We start from the raw sequence: 25,515 nt of genomic DNA on the forward strand, positions 1-25,515 counted from the left end.
CTTGTTTACTTTTAATAATATTTCCCTCCAACTGGGGGGAAATACCATTCTCAAAAATATGAGTGGAACGATACAGCAAGGCGCGGTTACCGCGCTTATTGGTCCTAACGGCTCAGGCAAAAGCACCCTTTTGTCGGTGCTTTGTGGCTTGCAAGCCCCTTCCAGTGGGCAAGTGGAATTTGCTGGCCGAGCTTTACCAAGCTATAGCCGTGCTCAGCTAGCTAAAAAGCTAGCCCTGTTACCACAACGCAACCCCGTGCCAGCCACCTTAAATGTGGCCGACTTAGTGTGTTTTGGTCGTCACCCTCACCGCCCTTGGTACAAAAATATCTCTAGCAAAGATAAGGAAATCATTGATTGGGCGATGCAAGAAACTGGGGTTAAACATTATGCTCGGCAATTGCTTACCGATTTATCGGGTGGCGAATTACAGCGTGTTTGGTTAGCGATGGTACTTGCCCAAGATACCGAAGTATTAATGTTGGATGAACCGACCTCTTGGCTAGATATCTCTCACCAATTGAGCCTGCTTAAAATTGTTCGACGCTTGAACCAGAAATACCACAAAACCATAGTATGGGTACTTCACGATTTAAACCAAGCGGCGCAGTTTAGCGACCAAGCCATTTTGATAAATCATGGCCTCATTGTGAATAGTGGTGAGGCAAAACAGGTGATTAACGCCAAGGACGTAAGCGAAGTTTACCAAACACCGGTTACCAGCCACCAACTAGGGCAACAACAAATACTATGGCCAGAGGAACAGCAATGATCCTGCTAGCAACTCGCCTGATGTTTTTAGCAATAACCTTACTAAGCACAACAGCGGCTCATGCCGCGGGACAGCAAGTATGTTTGAGCAATTGCGTTAGCCTCGAGCAGCCTGCTGTGCGGGTAGTAGCACTGAATTGGTCTGCAACGGAAATGCTGCTGAGCTTAGATATTGTGCCAGTGGGAGTGACCTTAACCAAAGGCTACAAAAAGTGGCAAACCAACCACCCTGCACTGCCCGACTCGGTCACTGAAATAGGCCGTCGCCAAGAGCCAGATCTGGCCACTATCGCGAGGTTAAAGCCCGACTTAATTATCGGTTATGAATTTCGCCATCGCCGAATTTTAGAGGCCTTAGAGCACATAGCTCCTACTTTGCTTTACCAGCAATATCCCTCAGCTAAGCAAACTGACTTTAGTTACTTTGAGCAGTCGCAACAGGTGTTTAGTGGCATTGCTAAGTTAGTGAATAAAACTGAACTCGCCGATGCAACTTTACAGCGTTTAAGCCTGCGCTTAGCCGAGCTAAAACAGCAACTTGCAGACCAAGGTTTAAGCAATAAACCAATTGCTTACGCCAAGTTTGTTGGCATGGGTTACGGCTTAAGAGTATTCACCGATAAAAGCCTGGCAGGGGCGATAAGCCAACAGCTAGGGCTTAATTATGTTTGGCAGCAAGGTTTGCCGGGTAAAGATTTTATCCACCTGCAACTTGAGCAGCTGCCAAAGCTAAGCAATAGCCATTTGCTACTTGCGGGTAACCAAGTAGACGGCGAGCGCATGATGCATTCACCGGTGTGGCCTTTATTGCCTTTTGTTGAGCAGAACCAGTTATCGGAAGTTGTGCCCTTATTTAGTTTTGGTGGGCCACTGTCGTCGATAAAGATGGCTGAATCCTTTGCTAATTCACTACTAGATTGGCAGGAGCAACAAGGTGGTTAAATCTCTTTCTTCAAGCCTAGGTTTGCTGCTGTTACTGCTAAGCGCATACTATTTTAGCCGCCCCGCCATTGCACCGGTTGGTTTGGCAGACGCAATGCTGACTAATATTTGGCTACCTACCGCGCTGATGGCTTTATGCACTGGCGCACTGCTGGCAAGTTCTGGCTTCTTAATTCAAAACAGCTTAGATAACGACTTTGCCTCCCCATCTACTTTAGGAATTGCCGCTGGTGCGCTGCTTGGTGCAGTGCTAGTGCGGGTAATTGTGCCAGATGCCAACCTACAACTGGTATGGGTGGGTGCCTTAGTTGGTGGCCTGTTGCTGTCTTTGGCGGTATTAGCGGTTAGCCAGCTAATTGGAGGCGGCAAACTGCCAGTAGTATTAATTGGCATGGCGCTGGGTTTAAGCGCTGGTGCGCTATCTTCGCTGTTTATGCTGTACTTCGAAAATCAAACCGATGGCTTGTTTTTGTGGGGCAGCGGCCAAGTACTGCAAACCAACCCAGAAGTACTAAAACAAACAGCGCTACCCATGCTGGCATTTTTGGCCTTAAGCCTCTTGGTCTTGCCTAAGTTAGCGCTATTTTTATTAGGCGATACCAATGCCGTAGCCTTGGGTTTAGCAGTTAAACCTTGGCGCTGGACTATTTTGCTGCTCGCCATTGGCCAAGCTGCCTTAGCCACATCAATCGTTGGCATGATTGGCTTTGTGGGCTTAATGGCGCCTCACCTTACTCGCTTGGTATTAAGACTCGCTAAGGGCGAAAACAATAATGTCGCTTTACAATGGCTAGTCACCGTTATTATTGGTGCAGCCTTAGTATTAGCCGCAGAGTGGTGCTCGCGCAGCTTACTGTTTCTAGGGTATCGCTTACCAACTGGCGCTTTTACTGCCTTGCTTGGCGCACCTTACTTTGTATTCCTGCTCTTTCAACGCTCGGGTAAAGCGCTTGCAGCCGTGGAAAGCCAAAACATCGGCTTAACACCTATCATTCATGCCCGCCCTCGCGTGGTACTGGCTTCGCTTTGTGCTCTGCTTGGTTTAAGTTTGTTTTTTTGTTTGCGCAGCCCACAAGATGTAGGCGCAATATGGGTGAATCAGCGGGTGCTGTTGGCGGGTTTAGGTGGTTTTGGCTTAGCCTGCGCAGGTACGTTGCTGCAAACCTTATTTAAAAACCCCATGGCCAGCCCAGATATTTCGGGTGTAAGTGCGGTGGCAGTATTACTGATTGCCGTGGTATTGGTGTACTTTCCAGCTGCAAATCAATGGCAGTTAACCCTCGCCGCGTTGGTCGGTGGAAGCTTGGTGATTGGCTTATTGTCTTGGGGCTTAAAGCAGCAACTCAGTGTTGCCCAGTTAGCCTTATTTGGCATTGTAATTACTGCCTTTGCTGGCACCGCCACCCAGATTTTACTCACCTTTGGCAGCTCCACCGCCTCGGTCACCATGATGTGGTTAGCGGGTACCACCTACGGAGCAACCTTTGATCGAATTATCCCAATTGCTTCGGTTATCGCACTTTGCTTGGTTGCCATCATACCGCTATTAAGGCAGTTAGATTTAATGCCGCTTGGCGAAGTTATTCCTAAAACCTTAGGCCTGGCATTACAGCGCCAACGTTACTTGTTATTGGCTATTTCGGCGGTTCTCACTGCTATTTGTGTATCCAGTATTGGGGCGATTAGCTTTATCGGCTTATTAGCACCGCACTGTGCGCGGCTTTTAGGTTTATACCGCCACCAGCATCTATTACCTGCATCGGGCATTACTGGTGCCATTTTATTGATATGGGCCGACCGCTTAGGCCGCGAATTAATGGCGCCGAACGAAATACCCGCAGGCCTTATGGTATCGGTTATCGGTTCCATCTACTTCATTTTACTCTTGCTTCTTAGCTACAGGAATCGCGTGTGAATACACTCCAACAATTTCTCAATCAACGTGTGTCTTACCACGTTCATGAGCTGTCTTTGCCAGCGCCTAATACCCAGCAAATGACCGATATATTACAAGCGGCCATGAGTACCCCCGACCACGGAAAGCTAAAGCCATGGCACTTCTTGGTAATTAAGCAAACTCGCATTGAAGAGCTAATCAGCTTGCTACAAACCGCATGGCAACAAAGCAATAGTGAGCTAGATCCACAGCGAGCGAAACGCCTTGCCAGCTACTTAAAACAAGCGCCCAGCATCGTGCTGGTATCAGCCGAATTAAGCGAGCCTAGCCCCATCTCCAAACAAGACCAAGTGTTCTCTGCAGCAGCCGCGTGCCAAATGATTTTGTTAGCTGCAGACGCTTTGGGGTTTGGCGGAGTTTGGTATAGCACCGACGCGGTCGAACTACCTAATGTGCGCCAATTATTGGGCCTACAAAATAAGCACCAACCAGTAGGTTTTTTGGTGTTAGGTAGCCCAATAAGTAAAAGAGAAAAAGCCCGCGCGAATGCGAGCGACCACAGCTTCGAGTGGCTTGGCGCGGCAAACGTAAGCCCTTGGGGAGAAACTAAATCAGCCAATCAGGAGCGACTAAAATGAGTACCCATGCACTTTGTCAGCAGGCCTTTTTCAATAGCCTTTTGGCTGAAACCGCCAACAAACATCTCGAGGGAGAGTCGGTCTTTCTTCCTCTTTCTACTAAGGCCAGCTTGGAGTTAAAGCTACGTTACGTATCGCCCAGCTGGCGCCACCGTTATAGCGGCGAAATCATTTTGCATGAGGCGCAAAGCCAAAGCCCAATAAGCTTTAAGCAAGCTACTACGCTGGTTGTAAATGCACTTTACCCTGAGTTAAGCGAAGACAAAAAAGCCTTATTCTTACAGCGGGTGCAAGATTCTAATTGCTACATAAATAGCGCGGAGCAGGCACTAGCAGAGCGCTATACGCTTACGCTAGACCAGTTTATTATGTCGGAGCAAAGTTTAACTGGTGGCCACAGCATGCACCCTGCAGGTAAAAGCTGCGAGCCACTTAACCAGCAAGAGAAGACCCAATATTTACCAGAGTTTGCTGGCCAATTCTCGATAGAATGGTTTGCGGTACATAGCTCGCACTTAGCAGGCGAAAGTGAAGTTGGCGACCTGAGTGACAAGCTCAAACAGCTGTATAGCAACAGCGTTAAGATCGCCAAAGAGCCGAGCGAAATTCAATTTATCGATAAACAATGGGTGCCGTTTCCTATGCACCCCTTGCAAGCTAAAGCCTGGCGAGAAAGCCAGCAGGCTTTAAGCCTGAACGAAGTGGTAAAAGACTTGGCACTAAGCTCACCGGGCTGGACAGCTACCTCGTCTAGCCGTGCTATTTACCAACCACAACAAGCTTGGATGTTAAAGGTTTCATTACCGGTTAAGCTCACCAACTCTTTACGCCTATTAAGCAGCAAAGAAGCCAAACGAGGCATTCAATTTTCTCAACTACTTAACAGTGAGAACGGAGCAGAGTTACGCCAACGCTTGCCAAACAGCTACTTCATCGAAGAGCCGCTTTGGGCCAGCATTAACGACATAGATGGAGAGGTGTTAGATCTTCCACTCATTAGTTTTAGAGAAAACCCCTTCCATAAATCCAATCAAGAGAAAAGCCAGTTAAACGCAGCCAATGTGTATTGTTTAGCCAGCATAAACCAAGTTAACGCCAGCCAAACTGAGCCGCAAATAGTGAGTTGGATTAAGCACCATGCACAACAACAGCAACTGTGTTTTGAGCATGCTGCACTGCATTGGATGTCGACTTTTTGGGATAATGTAATCAAGCCACTGTGTATCGCACGTTCAGATTATGGCTTTGTATTGCTGGCCCACCAGCAAAATATCTTGGTCAAGATTGAAGATAATTTACCTACAGGCTCAGCCTTTAGAGATTGCCAAGGTATCGGCTTAACCAGCCAAGCATTAGCATTATTCAAAGATCAACTTAGCGATGGCGTACCTGAGTACTTTATGGAAGCTGAGCAGGTTAATCCTTATCACGCTTACTATTTGATAGGAAATACCTTACTCAACACCATCGCTGCCATCGGAGCAGGCGAGCTAATTAACGAAACCAAACTGTGGGATTTATGTCGTGACAAAATGAGTGAGCTTAGCGCCAGAAACCCAAAAGATAACTCTTTTTACAGCTATTTACTTAACTCACCAAGCCTTCACTGGAAGCGCAATTTCTATTGTTTTTTAGCCGACCATAACGAGGCTACATTAACCGACCCGAGCCAGATTTACTGCTCTATTTCAAACCCTTTTAAACAGCAAAAAGCTGAGCAATTAAGCTTTAAAAGCTTAGCCGGAGGCCGAACTCTGTGTTTCGCAGATGAACACATCTCGGATAATGCCATTAAGTTCGAGATTCGAGAGAACGGGACTAGCCTAAGTCGGGGTTTAATAGAAAAAGTAGGTGATTGGTGCCAACTCAGTTTTGAAGAAGATGATGCGCAGCTAAATGCGATTCATAAAACCGATGACTTACTATGGTGGAGTGCTGTTGAACATGGCTTGTTCCAACTTAAGGTAGCGGCCTTGCAAAGTAACTACTACCCCAATGCAGCCAAAGCATTAGTTGCGGAATCACAATATAAGGCTTTGAGTTTACGCCAGTTTTTGCAAACTGCGCCACTATGGCGAGAGCCGCAAGCAGCGCATCAGCCGCAAACCTTAGTGGCCACTAACGGCATAAAGCATCCTACTCGCCCCAACAAACCAACCGGGCAAGTATTTACCCGCTATTTTTATCACCTTAAGCGACAAGTCACCTTTAGGGTGATAGACAAACAGCGAGACTTAAGCTGCTTTAACCGCTGGCACAACCACCCCATTATCTCACCGGTGTGGGAGCTAGAAGGCAGCCTTCAAAGCCATACCGAGTACCTAAGTAAAATGGTAGATGACGCCCATCAATATGCCGTAATTGGTGAATTTGACGGCATTCCCTTTGGTTATTTTGAGGTGTATTGGACGCCGGAAGACCGCTTAGGTCCGCATTATCAATGCCAAGATTACGACCGAGGAGTACACATACTGGTAGGCAATTTTAGCTTTAGAGGCGGCGTGTACTTTGACACTTGGGGCTCGGCCATTTTGCAGTACTGCTTTTTAGATGAGCCCAACACCCAACGAATCATGGGCGAGCCGCGTGCCGATAATCACCGCGTAGTAAGCATTACCGAAAGACTAGGTTTAGAAAAGCAATTCGAGTTTGATTTTCCTCACAAGCGAGCGGCGCTATTGCAGTGCGACCGCGAGCGTTTTTTCACTCAATATGCGATTTAGGGATAGTAATATGAAGACTCAAAAAGTAGATCTATTAGGCGTTGGTATTGGCCCCTTTAACCTTAGTATTGCCGCGCTTGCCAGCACTAAATCGGCCCTTTCCACCTTGTTTCTAGAAAGAAAGAAGGAGTTTGCGTGGCACCCTGGCTTGTTGCTTAACGACGCAAAAATGCAAACCTCTTACTTAAAAGATTTAGTCACTGGTATAGACCCAACCAACCCCTATAGTTTTTTAAACTACTTGGTGGAGCAGCATAAACTCTATCCATTTATTGCTTCCGGCCAATCGGTGATATCGCGCCTAGAGTTTTCTCACTACTTAAGCTGGGCGGCCCACAGTTTGGCTAATACCCGATTTGACCAAAACGTTCAGTCAATCGAGTTTGATGGTGACCTTTTTAGCATCGAGACTGACAATCAGTGTTATCAAAGTAAGCATTTGGTTGTAGGCACTGGCATGCAACCGCAAGTACCTGCGTTTTGCGAACCACACATAAGCAACAGCTGTTTTCATGCCAGTGAATTAGCGCTTAGAAAACCTAAATTAAGCGGTAAACGAGTAGCGATTATTGGCGGCGGGCAAACCGGTGCAGACGTATTCCAACACCTCTTCGACAATACCTTTGGTGAGGTAAAAGAGATTAACTGGATATCGCGCCGCTCTAACATAGAGGCCTTAGATGAAAGCTGCTTTACTGACCAATACTTCATGCCAGATTACGTAGATGGTTTTTACCAACTGGCACAGCAAACCAAGAACAGTGAAGTATCGCGACAGAAGCTGACCAGCGATGGCATCACTAATGATTGCCTACAAGGCATTTATCAACGCTTATATCACGACCGTTTTGTACTCAATAAACCGAGTTGGTGGTCTATTCAACCCAATCGTACCCTTATGTCTATGGCACATTCAGAGCTTGGTTATAAGCTGCATTTGGAACACGGTCTAACCCACGACAATACGCAAATAAACGCCGATGTAGTGATTTTATGCACCGGTTATAGCCGCGCTCTGCCGGCGTGTTTAAGTGAACTCGCCAAGCAAATTCCACTTAATCCACAAGGCCTGCCCGAGCTATGCCCCGACTTTAGCGTGAAATGGCCTGGTGCAAATCGCAACCACATTTACATGGTTAACGCTGGCATTCATAGCCACGGTATCGCCGAGCCGCAACTAAGCTTAGCCACTTGGCGTGCGGCCAAAATACTTAACCACGCCAGCGGCCAAAATCTCTACGATATTGAGCCCGCCGAGGCAGTCGTTGACTGGGGATTAAATGCTATAGAGCAAACCGACCAGCGTTTAGCTGCATTAGGTTCATAGTTATTAATTGCGGCTTCGGCCGCTTTATTTCCTTCTAGCTGCCCCTAAGTAATCCACAAAGAAACAAGCCTCCAAAAGCTCTGGAGGCTAGTATTTATGCACTGAAACTACGGCTCTTATGAAGCATCTTTATAGGGGTTACGCGGGTCTTGCGTCCAGTTCATATAAGGCTTCTCGGCCTCCTTTTGCTCCATCTTAATACACTGCTCAACTGGGCAGGTGATTTGGCAAAGGTTACAGCCCACACATTTATCTTCAATTACTTCAAACGCAACACTGCCATCGGCGCGCTCTGTTTTATTGATGGCTTGGTGAGAGGTATCTTCACAGGCAATATAGCAGCGGCCGCAGCCAATACATTTGTCTTCGTCAATATCCGCTACAACCTTGTAGTTCATATTGAGGTACTTCCAATCGGTAGTATTTGGAACTGCTAGGCCTTGGAAGTCAGTGATTTTTTCATAACCCTTGCTGTCCATCCAATTAGATAAACCCGACTTCATCTCTTCAACAATTCTAAATCCATAGATCATCGCTGCGGTACACACTTGCACCGAGCCCGACCCCAAAGAAATAAACTCTGCTGCATCGCGCCAATTACCGATACCACCAATCCCCGAGATGGGTAAGCCCGCGGTTTCCGGATCTCGAGCAATCTCGCTCACCATGTTTAAGGCAATTGGTTTAACAGCTGGGCCACAATAGCCACCATGAGTACTCTTACCATCTACAATCGGTCTGGCGGCCATTTGGTCTAAATCGATACCAGTAATTGAATTAATGGTGTTAATTAACGATACCGCGTCGGCGCCCCCTCGTTTTGCCGCCTGAGCTGAAAAACGGATGTCAGTAATGTTAGGTGTGAGTTTTACGATAACCGGCATGCTACTGTAGATTTTGCACCAGCGAGTTACCATTTCTACGTATTCTGGCACTTGTCCTACCGCTGCGCCCATGCCTCGCTCGGGCATCCCATGAGGACAGCCAAAGTTAAGCTCTAAACCATCGGCTCCTGTTTGCTCAACTTGTTTTACAATTTTCTTCCAGGCTTCTTCTTCACAGGGCACCATTAGCGATACCACTAGCGCCCTATCTGGCCAGCTTTTTTTAACCGCTTCAATTTCACGTAAGTTAACTTCTAAGCTGCGATCGGTAATTAACTCGATGTTGTTAAAGCCTGCCACTTCGCCATTGTGATCATAAATAGCCGAATAACGAGATGAAACATTTACCGCTGCAGGGTCTTCGCCTAGTGTTTTCCATACCACTCCACCCCAGCCAGCTTCATAGGCTCGTTCCACATTGTAAGCCTTGTCTGTTGGCGGAGCAGACGCTAGCCAAAATGGGTTTGGAGATTTAATTCCTGCAAATTCTATTGATAAGTCAGCCATAATTTCACACCTCTACCGAATTAATATGTTGATGAATCGCTAAGGCCGCTAACTTGCCTTGCTGAACAGCTTCAACAGTAAGATCTTGTCCCTCTGCGGTGCAGTCGCCACCAGCAAACACGCCATCTAGGCTGGTAACCTGCTGGCCTACGGTAGTGATTTTGCCGTTACTTAGAGTGGGAATTAGCTGCTCTTTTTCGGGGTAAGCAAATTTTTGCCCCACCGCTTTGAACACAGCAGAGCAAGCAATATCAAAGGTTTGCTCGCTATCTTTTAATTGCCCGTCTTCACTGTAGGTTTTCCTAAAGGTCATACTGCGTAGCACACCATCATGGTCGAGATTAATCTTCTCGGGTTTGGCCCAGGTTTTTATTCTCACCTGATGATTTTTAGCAATTTGTTGTTCGTGTTTGGTGGCGCTCATTTGTTCTTCACCACGGCGATAAACTAAGGTAACTTCTTCGGTGCCTAAACGTTTAAGCTGGCATGCCATGTCTATTGCGGTATTACCCGCCCCAATAACCACTGCGCTTTCCGGCGGGATATCGAGTTGATTGAGGTCACTGGCTTGGCGCAACTCTCTAATAAAATCAACAGCATTAATCACTTGAGGATGTACTTCGTTCACCAACATTAATGACTGCACATCTTGTAGGCCCAAGGCCAAGAACACTGCGTCAAACTTGTCTTTTAGTTGCTCTAGGCTGATGTCTTTTCCTAAAGCTGTTTCGGTATGTAAGGTAATACCGCCGATACTTAATATAAAATCTACTTCTTTTTGGGCAAAGTTGTCGGTGAGCTTATATTTGGCAATGCCATACTCATTTAGGCCACCAGCTTTGGATGCAGCTTCGAAAATTTCCACATCATTACCCAACATCGCTAAACGGTGAGCACAACTTAAACCGGCTGGTCCAGCCCCTACAACAGCTACGGTTTTTCCGGTAGCAGCTTCACGCTTAAAGGGATGACCAACAAATACCGCGTTGTCTGTCGCATGACGTTGCAATAGGCCAATCTTCACCGGAGCCTGTTCTTGTTCTTTGTTTCGAACACATGCTTGTTCACACAGTATTTCCGTTGGACACACCCGCGCACAGCTGCCACCCATAATGTTTTCTTGGTAAATGGTTTTGGCGGCGCCAGTTAAGTCATCAGCATGAATACTGGCAATAAAACTAGGAATGTTAATTTTTGAAGGGCAAGCGGTTATGCAAGGCGCGTCGTAGCAATAATAACAACGCGAACTTTCTATTCCGGCTTGGCGGGCACTTAACGCAGGGTTGATGTCCTTGAACATTTGATCAAGCGCTAGCTGCTGTTGCGAATAGCCTTGCGGCTTCTCCATACTCATCACCATGGAATCTCCTTATCTTTTTTATTACTGAGACGTGCATCTCTAGTTGTATAAAAATAAGGCAAAGCTCATGCCACCTCCTGACCACGCGGTCAGAAGATTACTTTGAAATAATCAATATCATCATATCCATTTGTTTTTTATGGATAATTAAGCCACTTTCCAGCTAAAAATAACTTAGCACTATTACAACTGCTGCAATTACACGGTATGCTTTAGTTAGGCTACTTGCTCACTTTAAAGGCAAACAGCTACATAATAGTGCAATAAGTGCTCTTACATTGAGAAACCAATTAGTATGAAAACTCCGCCGCCAGGCAAAGCAAAACGCCGTAAGCTCGCCGATATTCGCAAAGACAACTTGAAGCAAATTTTAGAGGTAGCAGAAAAGCTATTTGCTCAAAATGGCTATAGCGCTACTACCATTGCAGCCATCGCAGCCGAAGCTAACTTACCAAAAGCAAATGTGCTCTATTACTTCAAAACTAAAGAAGCCTTATATAAGGGTGTTTTAAGCCAACTATTGGTGGTTTGGATGAGCCACATGGATGAAATGACAGCCGATAACCACCCCAAGCTGGCGCTACGCCAATACATATTGCAAAAAATGACGCTATCTAAAGAGCACCCAAATGCCTCTCGAATATTTGCTGCCGAAATCCTACATGGTGCGCCTTACTTGCGTGAGCAATTAGCCACCGAGCTAAAACAACAGTTTGATAAAACCTGTCAGGTATTTAGGGAATGGATCGCCAAGCAATGGATGGATCCCATCAACCCAGAGCACCTGCTATTTATGATTTGGTCGTCTACTCAAGCTTACGCCGATTATGCAATGCAAAGCAGTATGATGATGGATAAAGAGAAGTTGGAAGAAAGCGACTACGAGGAAGGCGTTGAGTTTCTCACACGCATGGTACTTAAAGGTTGTGGCGTTAAACTATTCTAATAAAACAATAGCTTAACACCACAAGAAACTAACAGAGCAAGCAATATTACTCAGTACTCTAGCTAGCCTTTTTCGTTAATTTAAGTTCAAGCTAAGTCACTTGCCAGCATCGTACTATCTTCACTAACTTGTTCAGCCATTGTTAGCATGGCATTTAATAATACCGAGCAGCCCGCTTCACATTCTTCTTGGGTTGTGCTCTCAATTTCGTTATGACTAATCCCATCTAGACAAGGGGTGAAAATCATTCCAGTAGGGGCAAAGTCGGAGACATAACAGGCGTCGTGTCCGGCACCGGCGATAATATCCATATGGCTGTACCCTAGTTTAGCCGTCGCGTTTCTTACTGCTTCGACACAAGCCTTGTCAAAGTGAATAGGCTCATAATACCAAAACGGATCCAGCTCAATTGCTACTTCAGTTTGCGCGGCTAACTCAGCAACAAAATCACTCAGCTCTTTATCCATAGCACTAAGCTCTTCATCCAAGGGATGGCGTAAATCAATACTCATTTCAATTTTACCGGGAATGGTATTTCTAGAGTTGGGCCTAACATTAACAAAGCCTACAGTTCCACACCCCGGGGGGTGAGCTTTGGCAATGTCTTCTACCTTTTGAATGAGCTGAGTACTGGCCAACAGCGCATCTTTACGCAAGTGCATTGGAGTAGTACCAGCGTGTGACTCTCGACCCGTTAACGTAGCATTAAACCAGCGCTGCCCCTGACCTCCGGTCACTACACCAATCTGTTTTTCTTCTGCCTCTAAGTAGGGACCTTGTTCAATATGCGTTTCGAAAAAGGCATGGAACTGTCTACCTGTTACTGGGACATCTCCGGCAAAGCCTATTCGCTGCAGCTCGTCACCTAAACGCAATCCATCAACATCACGACTGTCCAATATCTCTTGCAGACTAAAGCGGCCAGACACCACCCCAGACCCCATCATTGCTGGTGCGAATCGCGAGCCTTCTTCATTAGTCCATACCGATATTTCAATAGGATGTTTGGTTTTAATGCCAAGATCATTGAGTGAGCGCACCACTTCTAGGCCAGACAGAACCCCAAAAACACCATCAAATTTTCCGCCCGAAGGTTGGGTATCTAAGTGACTGCCTGTTCCAACAGGCGCTAAACTCATATCTTCACCGGGACGCACACAAAATATGTTGCCAACCTGATCAACACTTACCGTACACCCGGCTTCTTCAGCCCACTTAATGTAAAGCTCGCGACCTTGCTTATCGAGATCAGTTAAGGCTAAGCGCTTGCACCCCCCTTTGGCTGTGGCACCTATTTTTGCCATTTCCATTAAACTGTCCCACAAGCGGTCACTATTAATTTTAAAGCTACTCATCATGGCCTCCAATAACCAAACTACGCCTAGTACTAAGCAGTAAAGTAACAAATCAGTTCTATACGAGATGGACACATGCAAACTACTGACCACGCGGACAGGATATTAACCATAAACACATAAATCATTGATTTATTTAAATATAAATAAACCACATACAAATAACATCAGTAAAAAAAGTTAATTCCCGAGTAAATCGCTCAGTTTTTATGCACTAATATTGGGCTTAACCGCCCAGCCTTGAGGCGTTAGCCTTCTTTACCAAGCTCTACAAACACTGCTACTTTAAGCACTCAAGCCAAGTAAGTACGCGGCTTACAGCATACCCGAACACAACTTCTGTCCATATGGTCAGCAGATTGCATAAGTACAGATACCTCAAAAGAGATAGATGAACACCTCAAGCATGGTGTTGTCTTTAAGCAAGTCGAAATGGAGTTTGTGAGCCATGAGTTTATTAATAAAAGGTGGAAAGGTAGTAAACGCTGATCAAAGCATATTTGCCGACGTTTACTGTGAACACGGTTTGATTAAAGCAGTAGGCGAGAACCTAAGCGTTCCCGACGATGCCGAAGTCATCGACGCCAAAGGCAAGCTGGTGATGCCTGGAGGTATCGATCCGCACACTCACATGCAGCTTCCATTTATGGGAACAGTGGCAAGCGAAGACTTCTATAGCGGCACCGCTGCTGGCTTGGCCGGCGGCACCACCATGATTATCGACTTTGTGATCCCCAATCCTCAGCAGCCCTTGATGGAAGCGTTTAATACTTGGAGAGATTGGGCTTCGCGCTCGGTAGCTGACTACTCTTTCCACGTAGCGGTAACCTGGTGGGACGACAGCGTATACCAAGATATGGGCCTGTTAGTTAACGAGCACGGAGTGAACAGCTTTAAACACTTTATGGCGTATAAAAATGCCATTATGGCGGAAGACGAAACCTTGGTGAACAGCTTCAATCGCTGCTTAGAATTAGGCGCTATGCCTACGGTTCATGCGGAAAATGGCGAGCTAGTCTATCACCTGCAACAAAAGCTACTTGAAGCTGGCATGACTGGCCCAGAAGCTCACCCACTCTCTCGGCCTACCGAAGTAGAAGGCGAAGCCGCCAACAGGGCGATCCGTATCGCGCAGTCACTGGGCGTACCGCTGTATTTGGTGCACGTTTCATGTAAAGAAGCGGTAGATGAAATAGCCAGGGCTCGCCATGAAGGCCAACGGGTTTACGGTGAGTGTTTAGCCGGACATTTAGAGTTAGATGACAGCGTTTATCAAAGCAGTGATTGGGCAACCGCAGCAGCTCATGTTATGAGCCCGCCTTTCCGACCTAAAGGCCACCAAGAGGTATTATGGAAAGCACTACAGGGTGGCACATTACAAACTACCGCAACTGACCACTGCTGTTTTTGCGCTGAGCAAAAAGCGGCAGGGAAAGATGACTTTAGCAAAATACCCAATGGCACTGCCGGCGTAGAAGACCGAATGATGGTGCTTTGGGATTCGGGCGTCAATCAAGGCCGTTTAAGCGAGCAAGAATTTGTGGCGGTGACGTCGACTAACTCGGCGCAAATATTCAATCTCTACCCGCAAAAAGGCACCATTGCCACTGGCTCAGATGCCGACATCGTTATCTGGGATCCTCAGAAAAAACATACTCTCTCAGCCGCTACTCATCATCAGAAAATTGATTTTAACATCTTTGAAGGACGCACTGTAACCGGCGCACCACACATCACTATTAGCCAAGGTAAGGTGGTATTTAAAGATGGTCAGTTGTTTGTAGAGGAAGGAGCCGGGCGCTACATAAAACGACCCGCTTTCCCTTCTATTTTTGATGCCGTGAAAAAATTTAATAAGGCAAATACTCCAGTGCCAGTACAGCGCTAATTATTTACCGAGTTAATCGCAAGATAGAGGGACAACAATGCTAGCAATTAAACAAGTCATGGATGAACAGACAATAGACCAAGCAGCTGAACTCAAACGTTCAATGATTTCGGTAGAAGATCTGTCGTTGGTGTTTAATACCAACGACGGCCCAGTAAATGCCCTTTCAAACATTAACTTGAATATTAACGAAGGCGACTTCGTTTCATTTATTGGCCCATCAGGCTGCGGTAAAACCACCCTATTACGGGTAATTGCCGACTTAGAACAAGCCACTTCTGGCAGTATCAAAGTAGACGGCACTTCTCCTAAAGACGCCCGACTTAATCGACTTTATGGCTACGTATTTCAAGCGCCTGGCTTGCTACCGTGGCGCACTATTCAACAAAATTGCGCCCTGCCAATGGAGATATCTGGTCAGTCTGGTGCTCATCAACAAAAGCAGATTGATAAAAACCTGAAAATGGTTGGCCTACAAGACTTTCACAACAAGTTTCCTTGGCAGCTATCAGGAGGCATGCAACAACGCGCCTCAATAGCCCGTGCTTTATGCATTAATCCGCAATTGCTGCTAATGGATGAGCCCTTTGGAGCCCTAGATGAAATAACCCGTGACCACATGAACATGGAGTTACTACGCATCTGGCAGGAAACGCAGAAAACCGTGGTATTTGTCACCCACTCTATCGACGAAGCAGTGCTTCTCTCCACCCATATCGTGGTGATGTCGCCGCGACCAGGGCGAATAGTAAAAGTGATTGAGAGTCCCTTGCCTAAGTTAAAAACACTCGCATTGCGTGACCAGGGGGCTTTTCATCAGTTGGCTGCCGAAATTCGCAGCGCCCTAGCCAACGACCATGCCATTGATTAGATTCATGGGAGAGTAGTGATATGAAAAATCTCAATATTGGAGCCAGTTGGCTACCGCTCGCCAGCATGATTTTAGCCATTATTAGCATCTGGTATCTGGCAGCGTTGATCATGAATGGTAACCAACTAATCAACCAGCTAGAACGTAAAAAACAGCAGTGGTCATACAGCCAAGTTGCTAGTGAAGCCTATCAAGTAAAGCGACCCATGCTGCCGGCGCCTCATCAAGTGGCCTTAGAGTTGAAAAAGTCGGTGTTTGATACGTCGGTAAGCTCTAAGCGATCTTTAGTTCACCATAGCCTAATCACCTTAAATTCCACCATGCTGGGTTTTTTCTTGGGCTCTGTTGTAGGCATTGTTATTGCCATAGGCATTGTTCATAACAAGACCTTAGAAGCGAGCTTAATGCCTTGGATAATAGCCTCCCAAACCATTCCAATACTCGCTATTGCTCCGATTATTGTGGTGGTATTAGGCGCGCTAAATATCACCGGGGTGCTACCTAAAGCGGTTATCTCAATGTACTTGTCTTTCTTCCCGGTCACCATTGGTATGGTAAAAGGCTTACGTGCCTCCGACACTCTGCATGTTGAACTCATGCGCACCTACAATGCCAGCGCACTGCAAACATTTTGGAAGCTAAGGTGGTATTCGGCGCAACCCTACTTATTTGCCAGTTTAAAAGTTGCGATTGCGGCCGCATTAGTGGGAGCCATTGTGGCTGAACTCCCCACGGGTGCTCAGGGAGGTTTGGGTTCACGTTTGTTAAGCGGCTCTTACTACGGCCAAACGCAACAAATTTGGGCAGCCCTTATCATGGCAGCGCTGCTTGGCTCATTACTGGTATGGATAGTTAACTTAGCAGAAACCGCCTTGCTAAAACGTCGCGGAGGGCTGAGCAATGCCTAAGTATGTTTTAACTATCGTTTACCTCAGCCTGTTGGCAGGCCAACTAGCCTTAGTAAGCTCCAGTGAGCAAGGTTTTTATCAACAATCGCCAGGCTTATTAATACTGCTTGCGTTAGCAGCTTATGCCGTTACCGCTTTGCTAAGCCAGCTCACACAGCTTGCCGAGACTCATCCCACTTACGCGGCAGTTACTAAAGTTCTAGTGCCCAGTTTGTTCGCCTTTATGCTACTGCTTACTTGGCAAAGCATCGTGGTAGGTTTTGCTGTCTCTGCTGTATTGCTGCCAGCCCCTAGCGCCATTTTTTATAGTTTAGGCAATAACCTTCCGATGTTTTGGGCTGACTTTAAACAAACATATTTAAAGGCGGTTCTGGCGGGTTACTTTCTTGGTTGCAGCGCTGGCTTCATTGTTGCTCAATTGGCGGTAAAGAGCCGTTTTTTGCGCCTTGGCTTAGTACCTCTAGGTAACTTTATGTCGGCGATCCCCATTGTAGGTATCGCGCCTATCATGGTGATGTGGTTTGGTTTTGACTGGCAGTCAAAAGCCGCAGTGATTGTAGTTATGACATTTTTCCCAATGTTTATTAATACCCTTGCGGGTTTACAGTCAACCGATGCCATTCATAACGACCTAATGCATACCTACGCTGCTAACAAGTCACAGATTTTTATTAAAAGCCAACTACCACAGGCTTTGCCCTTCATTTTTAACGCCTTAAAACTCAACTCGACCCTAGCACTGATTGGCGCAATTGTGGCTGAGTTTTTTGGCACACCTATCGTAGGTATGGGCTTTCGGATTTCTACTGAGGTAGGCCGAATGAACATGGATATGGTTTGGGCCACAATTGTTGTTGCGGCAATTGCTGGTTCTTTAAGTTATGGAGCTCTGGCTCTGTTGGAAAGATCACTACTGTTTTGGCATCCCTCATTTAGAGGAACACATAAGCGCTAGTTTTACACACTCAAGTATTGTTGCAATAAAGGGAATTAACTATGAATAAGACACTGATTTCATTCGCATCGGGCGCTGCATTACTTGCAGCTAGTTTTGGGACATCTGCAGCAGAGAAGCTGACTTTACAGCTAAAGTGGGTAACTCAAGCACAGTTTGCTGGATACTACGTAGCGCTAAACAAGGGTTTTTACCAAGACCAGGGAATTGATTTAACCATTAAACCAGGCGGACCCGACATCGCCCCAGCACAAGTGCTTGCCGGTGGCGGAGCCGACGTAGTTGTCGACTGGCTACCTTCAGCACTAGCAACACGAGAAAAAGGCTTACCGCTGGTTAACATAGGGCAGATTTATGGCAAATCGGGCATGATGTTGACCTGTTTGAAATCTAGCGGAATTTCTAGCCCTGCCGACTTTAAAGGCAAAACGTTAGGAGTGTGGTTTTTTGGTAACGAGTACCCTTTCTTGAGCTGGATGTCTAAATTAGGCTATGACACAACGGGTGGCGAAGATGGAGTTACAGTTCTAAAACAAGGGTTTAATGTAGACCCGATTTTCCAAGGCCAAGCAGATTGTGTTTCAACCATGACTTACAACGAATATGGCCAAGTGTTAGATGGCGGCTTAAGCAATGAAGAACTGATGCTGTTTAAGTATGAAGAAGAAGGCGTAGCTACTTTAGAAGACGGCTTGTATGTACTAGAAGACAGCTTAAAAGACAGTAAAAAACTAGCTACTTATGCCAAGTTTTTAAAAGCAACGATTCAAGGCTGGGAATGGGCGGCAGCTAATCCTAAAGAAGCAGGCCTAATAGTACTGGATTACGATGATACTGGCGCTCAAACAGAGGAGCACCAAATTCGCATGGCTAACGAAGTAGCCAAGTTACTGGCCAGCAGTGATAAAGGTATTGGCTACTTAGATCCTGCAGCCTTTGACCGCACTGTGAACGTTCTACTTGATAGTGATTCGACGCCGGTAATCACCAAAAAGCCGCAAGGCGCGTACACTCATGCAGTATTCGAAGCCGCGGCAAAACTATAAAGAAATAATCAGACTTGGCTAATCCAAAGGCTGCTTAATGCAGCCTTTTAACTATCTGCTGGTAACGACTTCTCACTGATACCAATCAAACTAAGTAAGTGATCAGAAATAACGCAGGAAAAATACTCGAAACTAAGGCAGGATTTTTCGATAAGTAGTTATTCTACAATCAAAAATTCTAACGCAGTTATCGAGTATTTTAACCAGATAGAATGAACAGTTACTTAGTACTATTGGTATTAAGACTTAAGTGTCCGCCCCGCCTTTCTGATGGGCCACATCAGCAGGCCGCCAAACAACAAAGCGGCCAATCCACTATAGGCTAATAATAATGGCTCTAAAGATATACCAGGTTTGAAGTTAGCGAGTACTTTTTCAAGCGTTTCCCAGCGCTGAGGGCTAAACATGTATTTGGCCTTTTGATAATAAGAGCCTTGCTCAAAGACTATAATGGCTTGGCTCAGCTCCTCGTATTCATACATGGTTTGCTGTTTTTGCTCGGCGTCTGTGCGCACAGCTAAGTTAGGATTATTCTTAAAGTCATCAATCATCGCGTCAATGCTTGAGTATTGGTGCAACTCAGCATTCCGTTGAAAGTTGTCCACTTGCTGTTGCAATACATCATGTTGGCCACTAACAAACTGCAAGTAATGATTACTTAACAGCGGCAACTGCATAAAGCCCAACAACAGAACCGCAAACAAAACCTTGTCTATGGTATTAACCAACAAACCGCGCCCTCTTAACAACCGATGCTAGACAAGAACAATAAGCGAAGTCATAGCTTACTTCAAAGCCATTGATTGATAACGCTCACCAATAAGCACTTGAAACAGGATTGTTTGTTTAAGCTATTTGATTGAAGTCCGATTGGGCTGAATGATGGCACACATAGGGAAAACGCCGGCATCAAAACGTAAAAAAGCCGTCACTAGGACGGCTTTTTCTAATTTGGTACAGAGGCCAGACTTTAATAGACAACCTAATCAATTAATTTTATTGATTTAATTTATAGAGCAATAGAATCAGAGTTACTTTGGAACGTTATCACACTATATCTACACCCAAATGCTCGTACATTGGGATCATTATACTCGGTTACACCGTATAACTGAAACTGCCCTAGACAGATAGCCGAACCCTAAACTATTAGTTTTAACCGAGGCCTTTATAGAAACTACTAAACACATACGATACAAAAGAAGAAGGTTGGGAAGCGCTAGCCAAGATCGATGAACCTAAACGCCTAGCCAGTGAATTGGATAGTAGCGAAGTCATTGTTCACAAAGGCAAGCGGTCAACTCCTTAAGGATGCTGGCGAAGACAGTAGTACAAACTCTGAATAAAGCATAAGAGCGCTCCAGCAATGCTGCTTATTACGCGACAGTTTACGAGAAAAGACTCAAGACTTGCTGCAACATCTGCTGTCCAAAAATATTTTGTCGGCCAAAGTCTTATCTTACGTGACTGGGCCTTAGTTTCCCCTGTTCAATCGTTTACACGGTTAACCAAAAATGTATAATTCCTCAAAATTGGTTTACCAATGAAATGGAGTTTAGATGACAGCCCTTACGATTCTTGGATTAATAGCAGCTAGCTGCACCACTTTGTCGTTTGTTCCGCAGGTAATACACATTATTAAGACTAAGAATGTTGCCGGAATTTCATTAACCATGTATTCCATATTAACCACAGGCGTAGGTCTGTGGATGATTTACGGCTTCTTAATTCAAGATTTATCGGTGTTTTTAGCCAATATTATTACCTTTATCCTCGCCTCGTGGGTATTGATCCTCACCATTATTCAGCGTATCAAATCATCTAAAAACGAGGCTTAATCACCAGTTCAACTATTGCCCCTAATAACGATTGTGAAACAGTCTACACTTTAACTTGTCATCTTACGCTACAGTAAGTAACGGCTAACTAAATAAAGACCGCAACAACCAGACGAGGAGCAATAGTGAGACCGTGGATATTCAGCATTTTATGTCTGTCTAGCTTTTCTTCTCTCGCCGATATCGATGTGTCGATTATTGGTGACCAAGGCACCTTCTCAAATTACCAGCAATTGCTTGAGCTTAAAGGTGGTGACCCTAGCCAAATTAGTGACTACCAATCGCCCTACTCAGATCGCGCAACCGTAAGCTTGCTGCTGTTAACTCAAGCCCTTAGTTATAGCGATTTGCAGTATTCGCTCACCTTTGTGACCTCGCCTAATACCGGTCGCAGCCTGCGAGAGTTGAAACAAGGCAATGTGGCAGTTTATCAAGCCGATATTTGGGAAAGTGACTTTGATGATAGTACGTACAAGTCGGTGGCTATTATCCCTAAAAATACCTTTGAAAAAGGCTTTTATGTTAACGACAATTCCCCTTTGCTCAGCCAAGCTTTAACTCATGAGCAACTTAAAGAATTGCCCATTAGCGTAGGAAGTACTTGGTATCAAGACATAGCCCAGTTACAGCGTAGTGGCTTTAACAACATAGATAAACTCAACCGTAATCAGTCATTATTTGGCATGTTAAGTAAAGGCAGAATTAACGTTGCCTTTTTAGAGTTCCCTAATACCCCAGATCTAGCCATTCATGATAGTTATGGCAGCTTTTACCCGATCCCAAATGTGAAAATAGAGTTTCAAGAAAGTCGTCATTTTATGGTATCGAAGAAACACCCACACGGCGCTGAAATAGCCCAAGCCATTGATCAAGGCTTAGCTAAAATTATTCGCTTAGGTTTAGTTGATAAAGCCATTCAACAATCGGGGGTTAAACAACAACGGGTTAGCCACTGGCATGCTTTAGGCGAGCCCTTATTAGAGGCCCAATAAGCCACCAGTATCATACCCAAGCATCGCATAGTTAAAAACAACGGCAATGCGCTTGTAATTACCTTTAACCAAGCCTTACCTGATTCAGCTATGCAAACCGCCCTGTTGCTCCATCGCCGCCTATCATACTAAGGCCTTAGCTAGCGGGATTTACAGCAAATCTGAAGATGCGGTAAGCGAACTGCAAGTGATAAAAGAAAAAGCACCAGAAGCCTATCTTGCGCTTCTGGTGCTATAGCTACACAGGATTATTTAACAAACGAATTCATTAAGGTGCGGCTACAATCGTTATGTCTCCTGGTGCAAAACCAACCTTAACTTCCACGTGCTTACCACTAGTGGTATTAAACTCGATAAATAAGAAGTGAAAATCACCACTCGGTAAATCTGCACTTGCGGTGGCATCATTAAGAGGAATCGACACCGAACTCGTACCAGAAACTTGGCCAGCCGCAGTGGTATCTATTTCCGTATGATCTTGAGTAATGCCTACCCAACCCGCTTGTATTTCACGTAAACGATAAACAATACCGTTGCTGTCTACACTATCACCAGATCCCGCATGATAGTTAACTTGCACGTCCATCGAACCACCGGTCGAATAGTCAGTGCTAGTGTATTTATTAACATCATCAAAACTCATTGCCGAAGCATAAAAGGTTTCAATATTTAAGCTAACTAGGTCAGAGACATCATTGGCCACCTCTGAGCCATTAGCAATCGCCGTAATATCTGCTGAGCCTTCTGCAATACCAGTCACCGCGCCAGAACCATCTACAGTAGCGATTGCAGTATTGCTACTTTGCCAAGTAATACTTTGGTCATCAGGCTGTTCAAGAGGATCTGAAGAGGCTAGCGTAGCGCTTAAGCTAGTTGTTTGTCCCACGTAAAATGTTTGGTCATCGCCGGCAATGGTAATGTCGGTGGCATAAATGGGGTCAAAATCACCAACACCAATGGCCATTGTTGTGGACACATCGTCTGCGATTAACGAGCTAACAGTAATGGTTGCGTCACCATCGCCAACCGCAGTTACCAAGCCATCTTCACTCACTGTTGCAACACTTGGATCCGATGAGCGATAGCTCACGCTAGCTTGTGCGTTTAACGGAACAAAGCTTGGCATTAAGCTATAGGTTTCTGCCACGGCAAGCTTTTTCTCTTGTCGTTCCAAGGCAATCGCTGTTGGAGCAGGGTTAGCAGCATCTTTAGTTAAGTATTTTGCATTAGCATTTACATCACTAAAGTATACCTTTTCGCCGTTACGCCAGTGCACTGCAACTTGCTTGATCTCGGTTTCATTGGCTAAACCAAAGTGCAGCATGTTAATCGAGCCTTGCGAGAAGACTTCGCCTGCTGATCCCACACGCTTACGATAAGTTTTACCACTTTCGGTTGTTACCACAACCTGTGCCGATAAGGGGTCAAGCTTATTTAGCGGGCTGTAACCAACATCAACTAATACGTAATTACCTAAGTCTTGGGTATCATTTTTGTACATGTACCAACGGCCTTCTTCATTACTGCCGTTAAGTAAATCTACGCGACCGTTTTGGTCAAAATCAAAGCCTTGGCCCATATCTCCATGACCATGGTCTGTCATGCTATGCGCACCATGTAAAGTAGTAGGTATAAACTGTCCTTTACCAGTGTTTACCAATAATAGGTCTGTCACACGCTCTTTTAAAAAGCCAAAACGGTGAATAAAGATGTCATTGAATCCATTATTATTGAAGTCACCGTGAGTAACCCCCCAGTGGTTACCACCTTTAGGCAAATTCCACTCACTCGAGGCATCAACAAACTTATCGCCTTGGTTAATCAACAAAATATCTTGTTCGTTGCGGTTATTAGGCTGCCAATCTAGAGCGAGGTCATTTAATCCATCTAATGTGAAACTCACATTCCAATAAACATTTTGATCACGAACCCACTCGGCTTTCCAGTTACCATCACCTAAGTAACCAATGTAAATGCCGTTAGCTTCACGTGCGCTAGGCCAACCATTAGCCGCCTCTGTGGTTATTTCCAAGGTACTTGGCGCCCCACTCATTTCTGGTGGAAGCTGGTCAGGCTGGAAGCCTGTGGCATGTACATCTTTACGCTCTTTGGTTTCACCAAGGTAGATAGGGTAACCACCATCATACTGGCGATAAACCAAATCTAAGCCAGATAACGTAACGCTCTCGTCAGCAGTGAAGCTAATCTCCGTTGTGCCAGTTTCACCATTATCACGGATATCGAGCTTTTTAGTTGATGGGTTAAAGTCATAAGATTTGTCAGACAGCTGATACTCTGGTTTGCCTCGAGCAATATACAAATCAAATAAACCGTTACCGTTTACATCAACGTCTGCTACTGCTTGCACTTGCCAAGCATTAGCTGCGCCTTCTGGTAGCCATTGAGCTGTAACATCGGTAAAGCCTAGGTTGCCATTGCCCTGCCAAAGCGTTATTGGCGAGAATAGCAATATGTCGTCAATACCGTCATTATTAAAGTCGAGAACCAAGGCGCGCTCGGCTTCGGCACTCTCGATACCAGGAATGCGTACTTCTTCGAAAGTACCGTCACCCTTGTTGCGGTAAAAGAGTTGTTGCGGGCCATCGTAGTTTGGCGTTTTAGCATTGATTAAAGCTAAATCTAAATGACCATCTAAATCCATATCTAACCAACGAGGTGCGCGACCACGCGCAGGTGTTGTTATGCCAGTATCGGTGGCTTGGGTGAAGGTTCCGCCTTCATTTTTGAGCAGTACATAAGACGATGGGCTAGTACCATTAGCTCCGCCTAGCGCCACCATAATATCTAATTCACCATTGCCAGTGTAATCACCAAGGGCCGAACCGTGAAAGTCCTGAACATTAGGAAACAGATCGCTTAAGGTCACGGTACCATCGCCATTGTTCATCGCTAGCTGGGTAGAAATATAGTTGTGGTTATTAAGCACAAAGTCGTAGTGACCATCGTTGTTAATATCACCCACCGACGGACCACCATACTTGTAGGTATCTTCGGTCACTAAACCTATTTCGTCGGAAGCGTCGCGAAACTTAGGCATACTTAAGTCGCTAATATCTTGAAAGGTCATGTTGTTAATCAAGATATCGCCATTTCGTCCAACAAGGCGCAACTGCTTGTCACCTAAAGAGCCAAAATCAACAATTGCGTTTAGCTGATTAATACCTTGACTAGGAATATCAATGTTATCCAATAACAATTGATCATCGGCATACAAACTTAAGTTGGCATAGGGAACGCTTATAGAAAACTCAAAGTTTACTTGCTTGAGGCTAGAGCCGCTAACACTGTAAGGCATTTCTACCGGCTGCGTATTGGTTACTGTAATAGGCGTAAACCCACCACCGCTTCCGCCATTTCCATCATCACTACTGCTATTACACCCGGTAATGGCGATAACCAATGCACTGATCAAGCTGCGCGTAAACACTCTTTGTTTAGAACTATTGCGAGATATCATCAAAAATCCTTTTGTTGATTGGCTTAAATGCCTTTGAGCTAAAAAGTACAACAATACATCGCCCAATCTAAACAATTGATTAACCAATGAGCAATTGGTTAACCTTTAAGGCAGGATCTATATCATATTTAATTGTTAATTATGCGATAGCCGTCAAAGTCTTTTATAGCAAACAGTTAGAGGGAGATT

19 protein-coding genes are annotated in these 25,515 nt (G+C 45.4%); 14 read left to right on the top strand and 5 right to left on the bottom strand.

The genetic code is table 11. From position 1 onward, the window contains the following. Position 1 precedes the first annotated feature (1 nt). From K5609_RS17065 to K5609_RS17090, 6 genes are read left to right on the top strand one after another with little or no spacing between them, the layout of a single operon-like run. Positions 2–772, top strand: coding sequence for an ABC transporter ATP-binding protein (locus tag K5609_RS17065; RefSeq protein ID WP_246611883.1), 771 nt, complete (start codon positions 2–4; stop codon positions 770–772). Continuing rightward, positions 769–1,713, top strand: a complete 945-nt coding sequence (locus K5609_RS17070) for an ABC transporter substrate-binding protein (RefSeq protein ID WP_221074682.1) — start codon at positions 769–771, stop codon at positions 1,711–1,713. Before K5609_RS17065 ends, K5609_RS17070 begins: the two co-directional genes overlap by 4 nt. Continuing rightward, entirely contained in the window at positions 1,706–3,628 is a 1,923-nt protein-coding gene (locus K5609_RS17075; RefSeq protein ID WP_221074683.1) for an iron ABC transporter permease, read from the top strand. Before K5609_RS17070 ends, K5609_RS17075 begins: the two co-directional genes overlap by 8 nt. After that, a complete protein-coding gene (locus K5609_RS17080; RefSeq protein WP_221074684.1) occupies positions 3,625–4,248 on the top strand; it encodes a nitroreductase family protein in 624 nt (207 codons plus the stop codon). The genes K5609_RS17075 and K5609_RS17080 overlap by 4 nt, the downstream gene beginning before the upstream one ends. Then, positions 4,245–6,971 carry a GNAT family N-acetyltransferase gene (locus K5609_RS17085; protein WP_221074685.1) on the top strand — a complete coding sequence of 909 codons (2,727 nt, stop codon included), beginning with the start codon at positions 4,245–4,247 and terminating at the stop codon, positions 6,969–6,971. Before K5609_RS17080 ends, K5609_RS17085 begins: the two co-directional genes overlap by 4 nt. Before the next feature lie 10 nt (positions 6,972–6,981). Next, positions 6,982–8,298 (top strand): lysine N(6)-hydroxylase/L-ornithine N(5)-oxygenase family protein, encoded by a 1,317-nt coding sequence (locus K5609_RS17090; protein WP_221074686.1) that lies wholly within the window; start codon positions 6,982–6,984, stop codon positions 8,296–8,298. A 116-nt stretch (positions 8,299–8,414) separates the two neighbouring features. On the opposite strand, the gene preA is transcribed toward K5609_RS17090, so the two are convergent. Further along, complete coding sequence (preA, locus tag K5609_RS17095; RefSeq protein ID WP_221074687.1) at positions 8,415–9,689, bottom strand: NAD-dependent dihydropyrimidine dehydrogenase subunit PreA; 1,275 nt, start codon at positions 9,687–9,689, stop codon at positions 8,415–8,417. Positions 9,690–9,693: 4 nt separating this feature from the next. Next, positions 9,694–11,049, bottom strand: coding sequence for an NAD(P)-dependent oxidoreductase (locus K5609_RS17100; RefSeq protein WP_221074688.1), 1,356 nt, complete (start codon positions 11,047–11,049; stop codon positions 9,694–9,696). Positions 11,050–11,344: 295 nt separating this feature from the next. On the opposite strand from K5609_RS17100, the gene K5609_RS17105 reads away from it, so the two are divergent. Further along, the gene (locus K5609_RS17105; RefSeq protein ID WP_016401611.1) at positions 11,345–11,995 is read left to right on the top strand and encodes a TetR family transcriptional regulator C-terminal domain-containing protein; all 651 of its coding nucleotides are present in this window, start codon (positions 11,345–11,347) and stop codon (positions 11,993–11,995) included. Between the two features lie 86 nt (positions 11,996–12,081). On the opposite strand, the gene K5609_RS17110 is transcribed toward K5609_RS17105, so the two are convergent. After that, positions 12,082–13,353 (bottom strand): Zn-dependent hydrolase, encoded by a 1,272-nt coding sequence (locus K5609_RS17110; protein WP_281423328.1) that lies wholly within the window; start codon positions 13,351–13,353, stop codon positions 12,082–12,084. Positions 13,354–13,798: 445 nt separating this feature from the next. On the opposite strand from K5609_RS17110, the gene hydA reads away from it, so the two are divergent. From hydA to K5609_RS17135, 5 genes are read left to right on the top strand one after another with little or no spacing between them, the layout of a single operon-like run. After that, positions 13,799–15,238: a dihydropyrimidinase gene (hydA, locus tag K5609_RS17115; protein WP_221074689.1), complete on the top strand. Its 1,440-nt coding sequence runs from the start codon at positions 13,799–13,801 to the stop codon at positions 15,236–15,238. Positions 15,239–15,275: 37 nt separating this feature from the next. Then, on the top strand, positions 15,276–16,109 hold the full coding sequence (locus K5609_RS17120; protein ID WP_221074690.1) for an ABC transporter ATP-binding protein: 834 nt from the start codon (positions 15,276–15,278) through the stop codon (positions 16,107–16,109). Positions 16,110–16,129: 20 nt separating this feature from the next. Then, a complete protein-coding gene (locus tag K5609_RS17125; protein ID WP_221074691.1) occupies positions 16,130–17,017 on the top strand; it encodes an ABC transporter permease in 888 nt (295 codons plus the stop codon). After that, the gene (locus K5609_RS17130) at positions 17,010–17,972 is read left to right on the top strand and encodes an ABC transporter permease (protein WP_221074692.1); all 963 of its coding nucleotides are present in this window, start codon (positions 17,010–17,012) and stop codon (positions 17,970–17,972) included. The genes K5609_RS17125 and K5609_RS17130 overlap by 8 nt, the downstream gene beginning before the upstream one ends. A gap of 41 nt (positions 17,973–18,013) precedes the next feature. Continuing rightward, positions 18,014–19,018: an ABC transporter substrate-binding protein gene (locus K5609_RS17135; protein WP_221074693.1), complete on the top strand. Its 1,005-nt coding sequence runs from the start codon at positions 18,014–18,016 to the stop codon at positions 19,016–19,018. A 239-nt stretch (positions 19,019–19,257) separates the two neighbouring features. On the opposite strand, the gene K5609_RS17140 is transcribed toward K5609_RS17135, so the two are convergent. Then, the gene (locus K5609_RS17140; RefSeq protein WP_221074694.1) at positions 19,258–19,746 is read right to left on the bottom strand and encodes a DUF2937 family protein; all 489 of its coding nucleotides are present in this window, start codon (positions 19,744–19,746) and stop codon (positions 19,258–19,260) included. 831 nt (positions 19,747–20,577) lie between these two features. On the opposite strand from K5609_RS17140, the gene K5609_RS17145 reads away from it, so the two are divergent. Together K5609_RS17145 and K5609_RS17150 are read left to right on the top strand one after the other, a co-directional pair. After that, positions 20,578–20,856 (top strand): SemiSWEET transporter, encoded by a 279-nt coding sequence (locus K5609_RS17145; RefSeq protein ID WP_221074695.1) that lies wholly within the window; start codon positions 20,578–20,580, stop codon positions 20,854–20,856. Between the two features lie 125 nt (positions 20,857–20,981). Further along, entirely contained in the window at positions 20,982–21,848 is an 867-nt protein-coding gene (locus K5609_RS17150; RefSeq protein WP_221074696.1) for a hypothetical protein, read from the top strand. A 268-nt stretch (positions 21,849–22,116) separates the two neighbouring features. Here the strand turns inward: K5609_RS17150 and K5609_RS17155 are convergent, their stop codons facing one another. Continuing rightward, positions 22,117–25,326, bottom strand: a complete 3,210-nt coding sequence (locus K5609_RS17155) for an FG-GAP-like repeat-containing protein (protein ID WP_221074697.1) — start codon at positions 25,324–25,326, stop codon at positions 22,117–22,119. Between the last annotated feature and the right edge of the window lie 189 nt (positions 25,327–25,515).

Source organism: Agarivorans aestuarii, from assembly GCF_019670125.1.
Lineage (GTDB): Bacteria > Pseudomonadota > Gammaproteobacteria > Enterobacterales > Celerinatantimonadaceae > Agarivorans > Agarivorans aestuarii.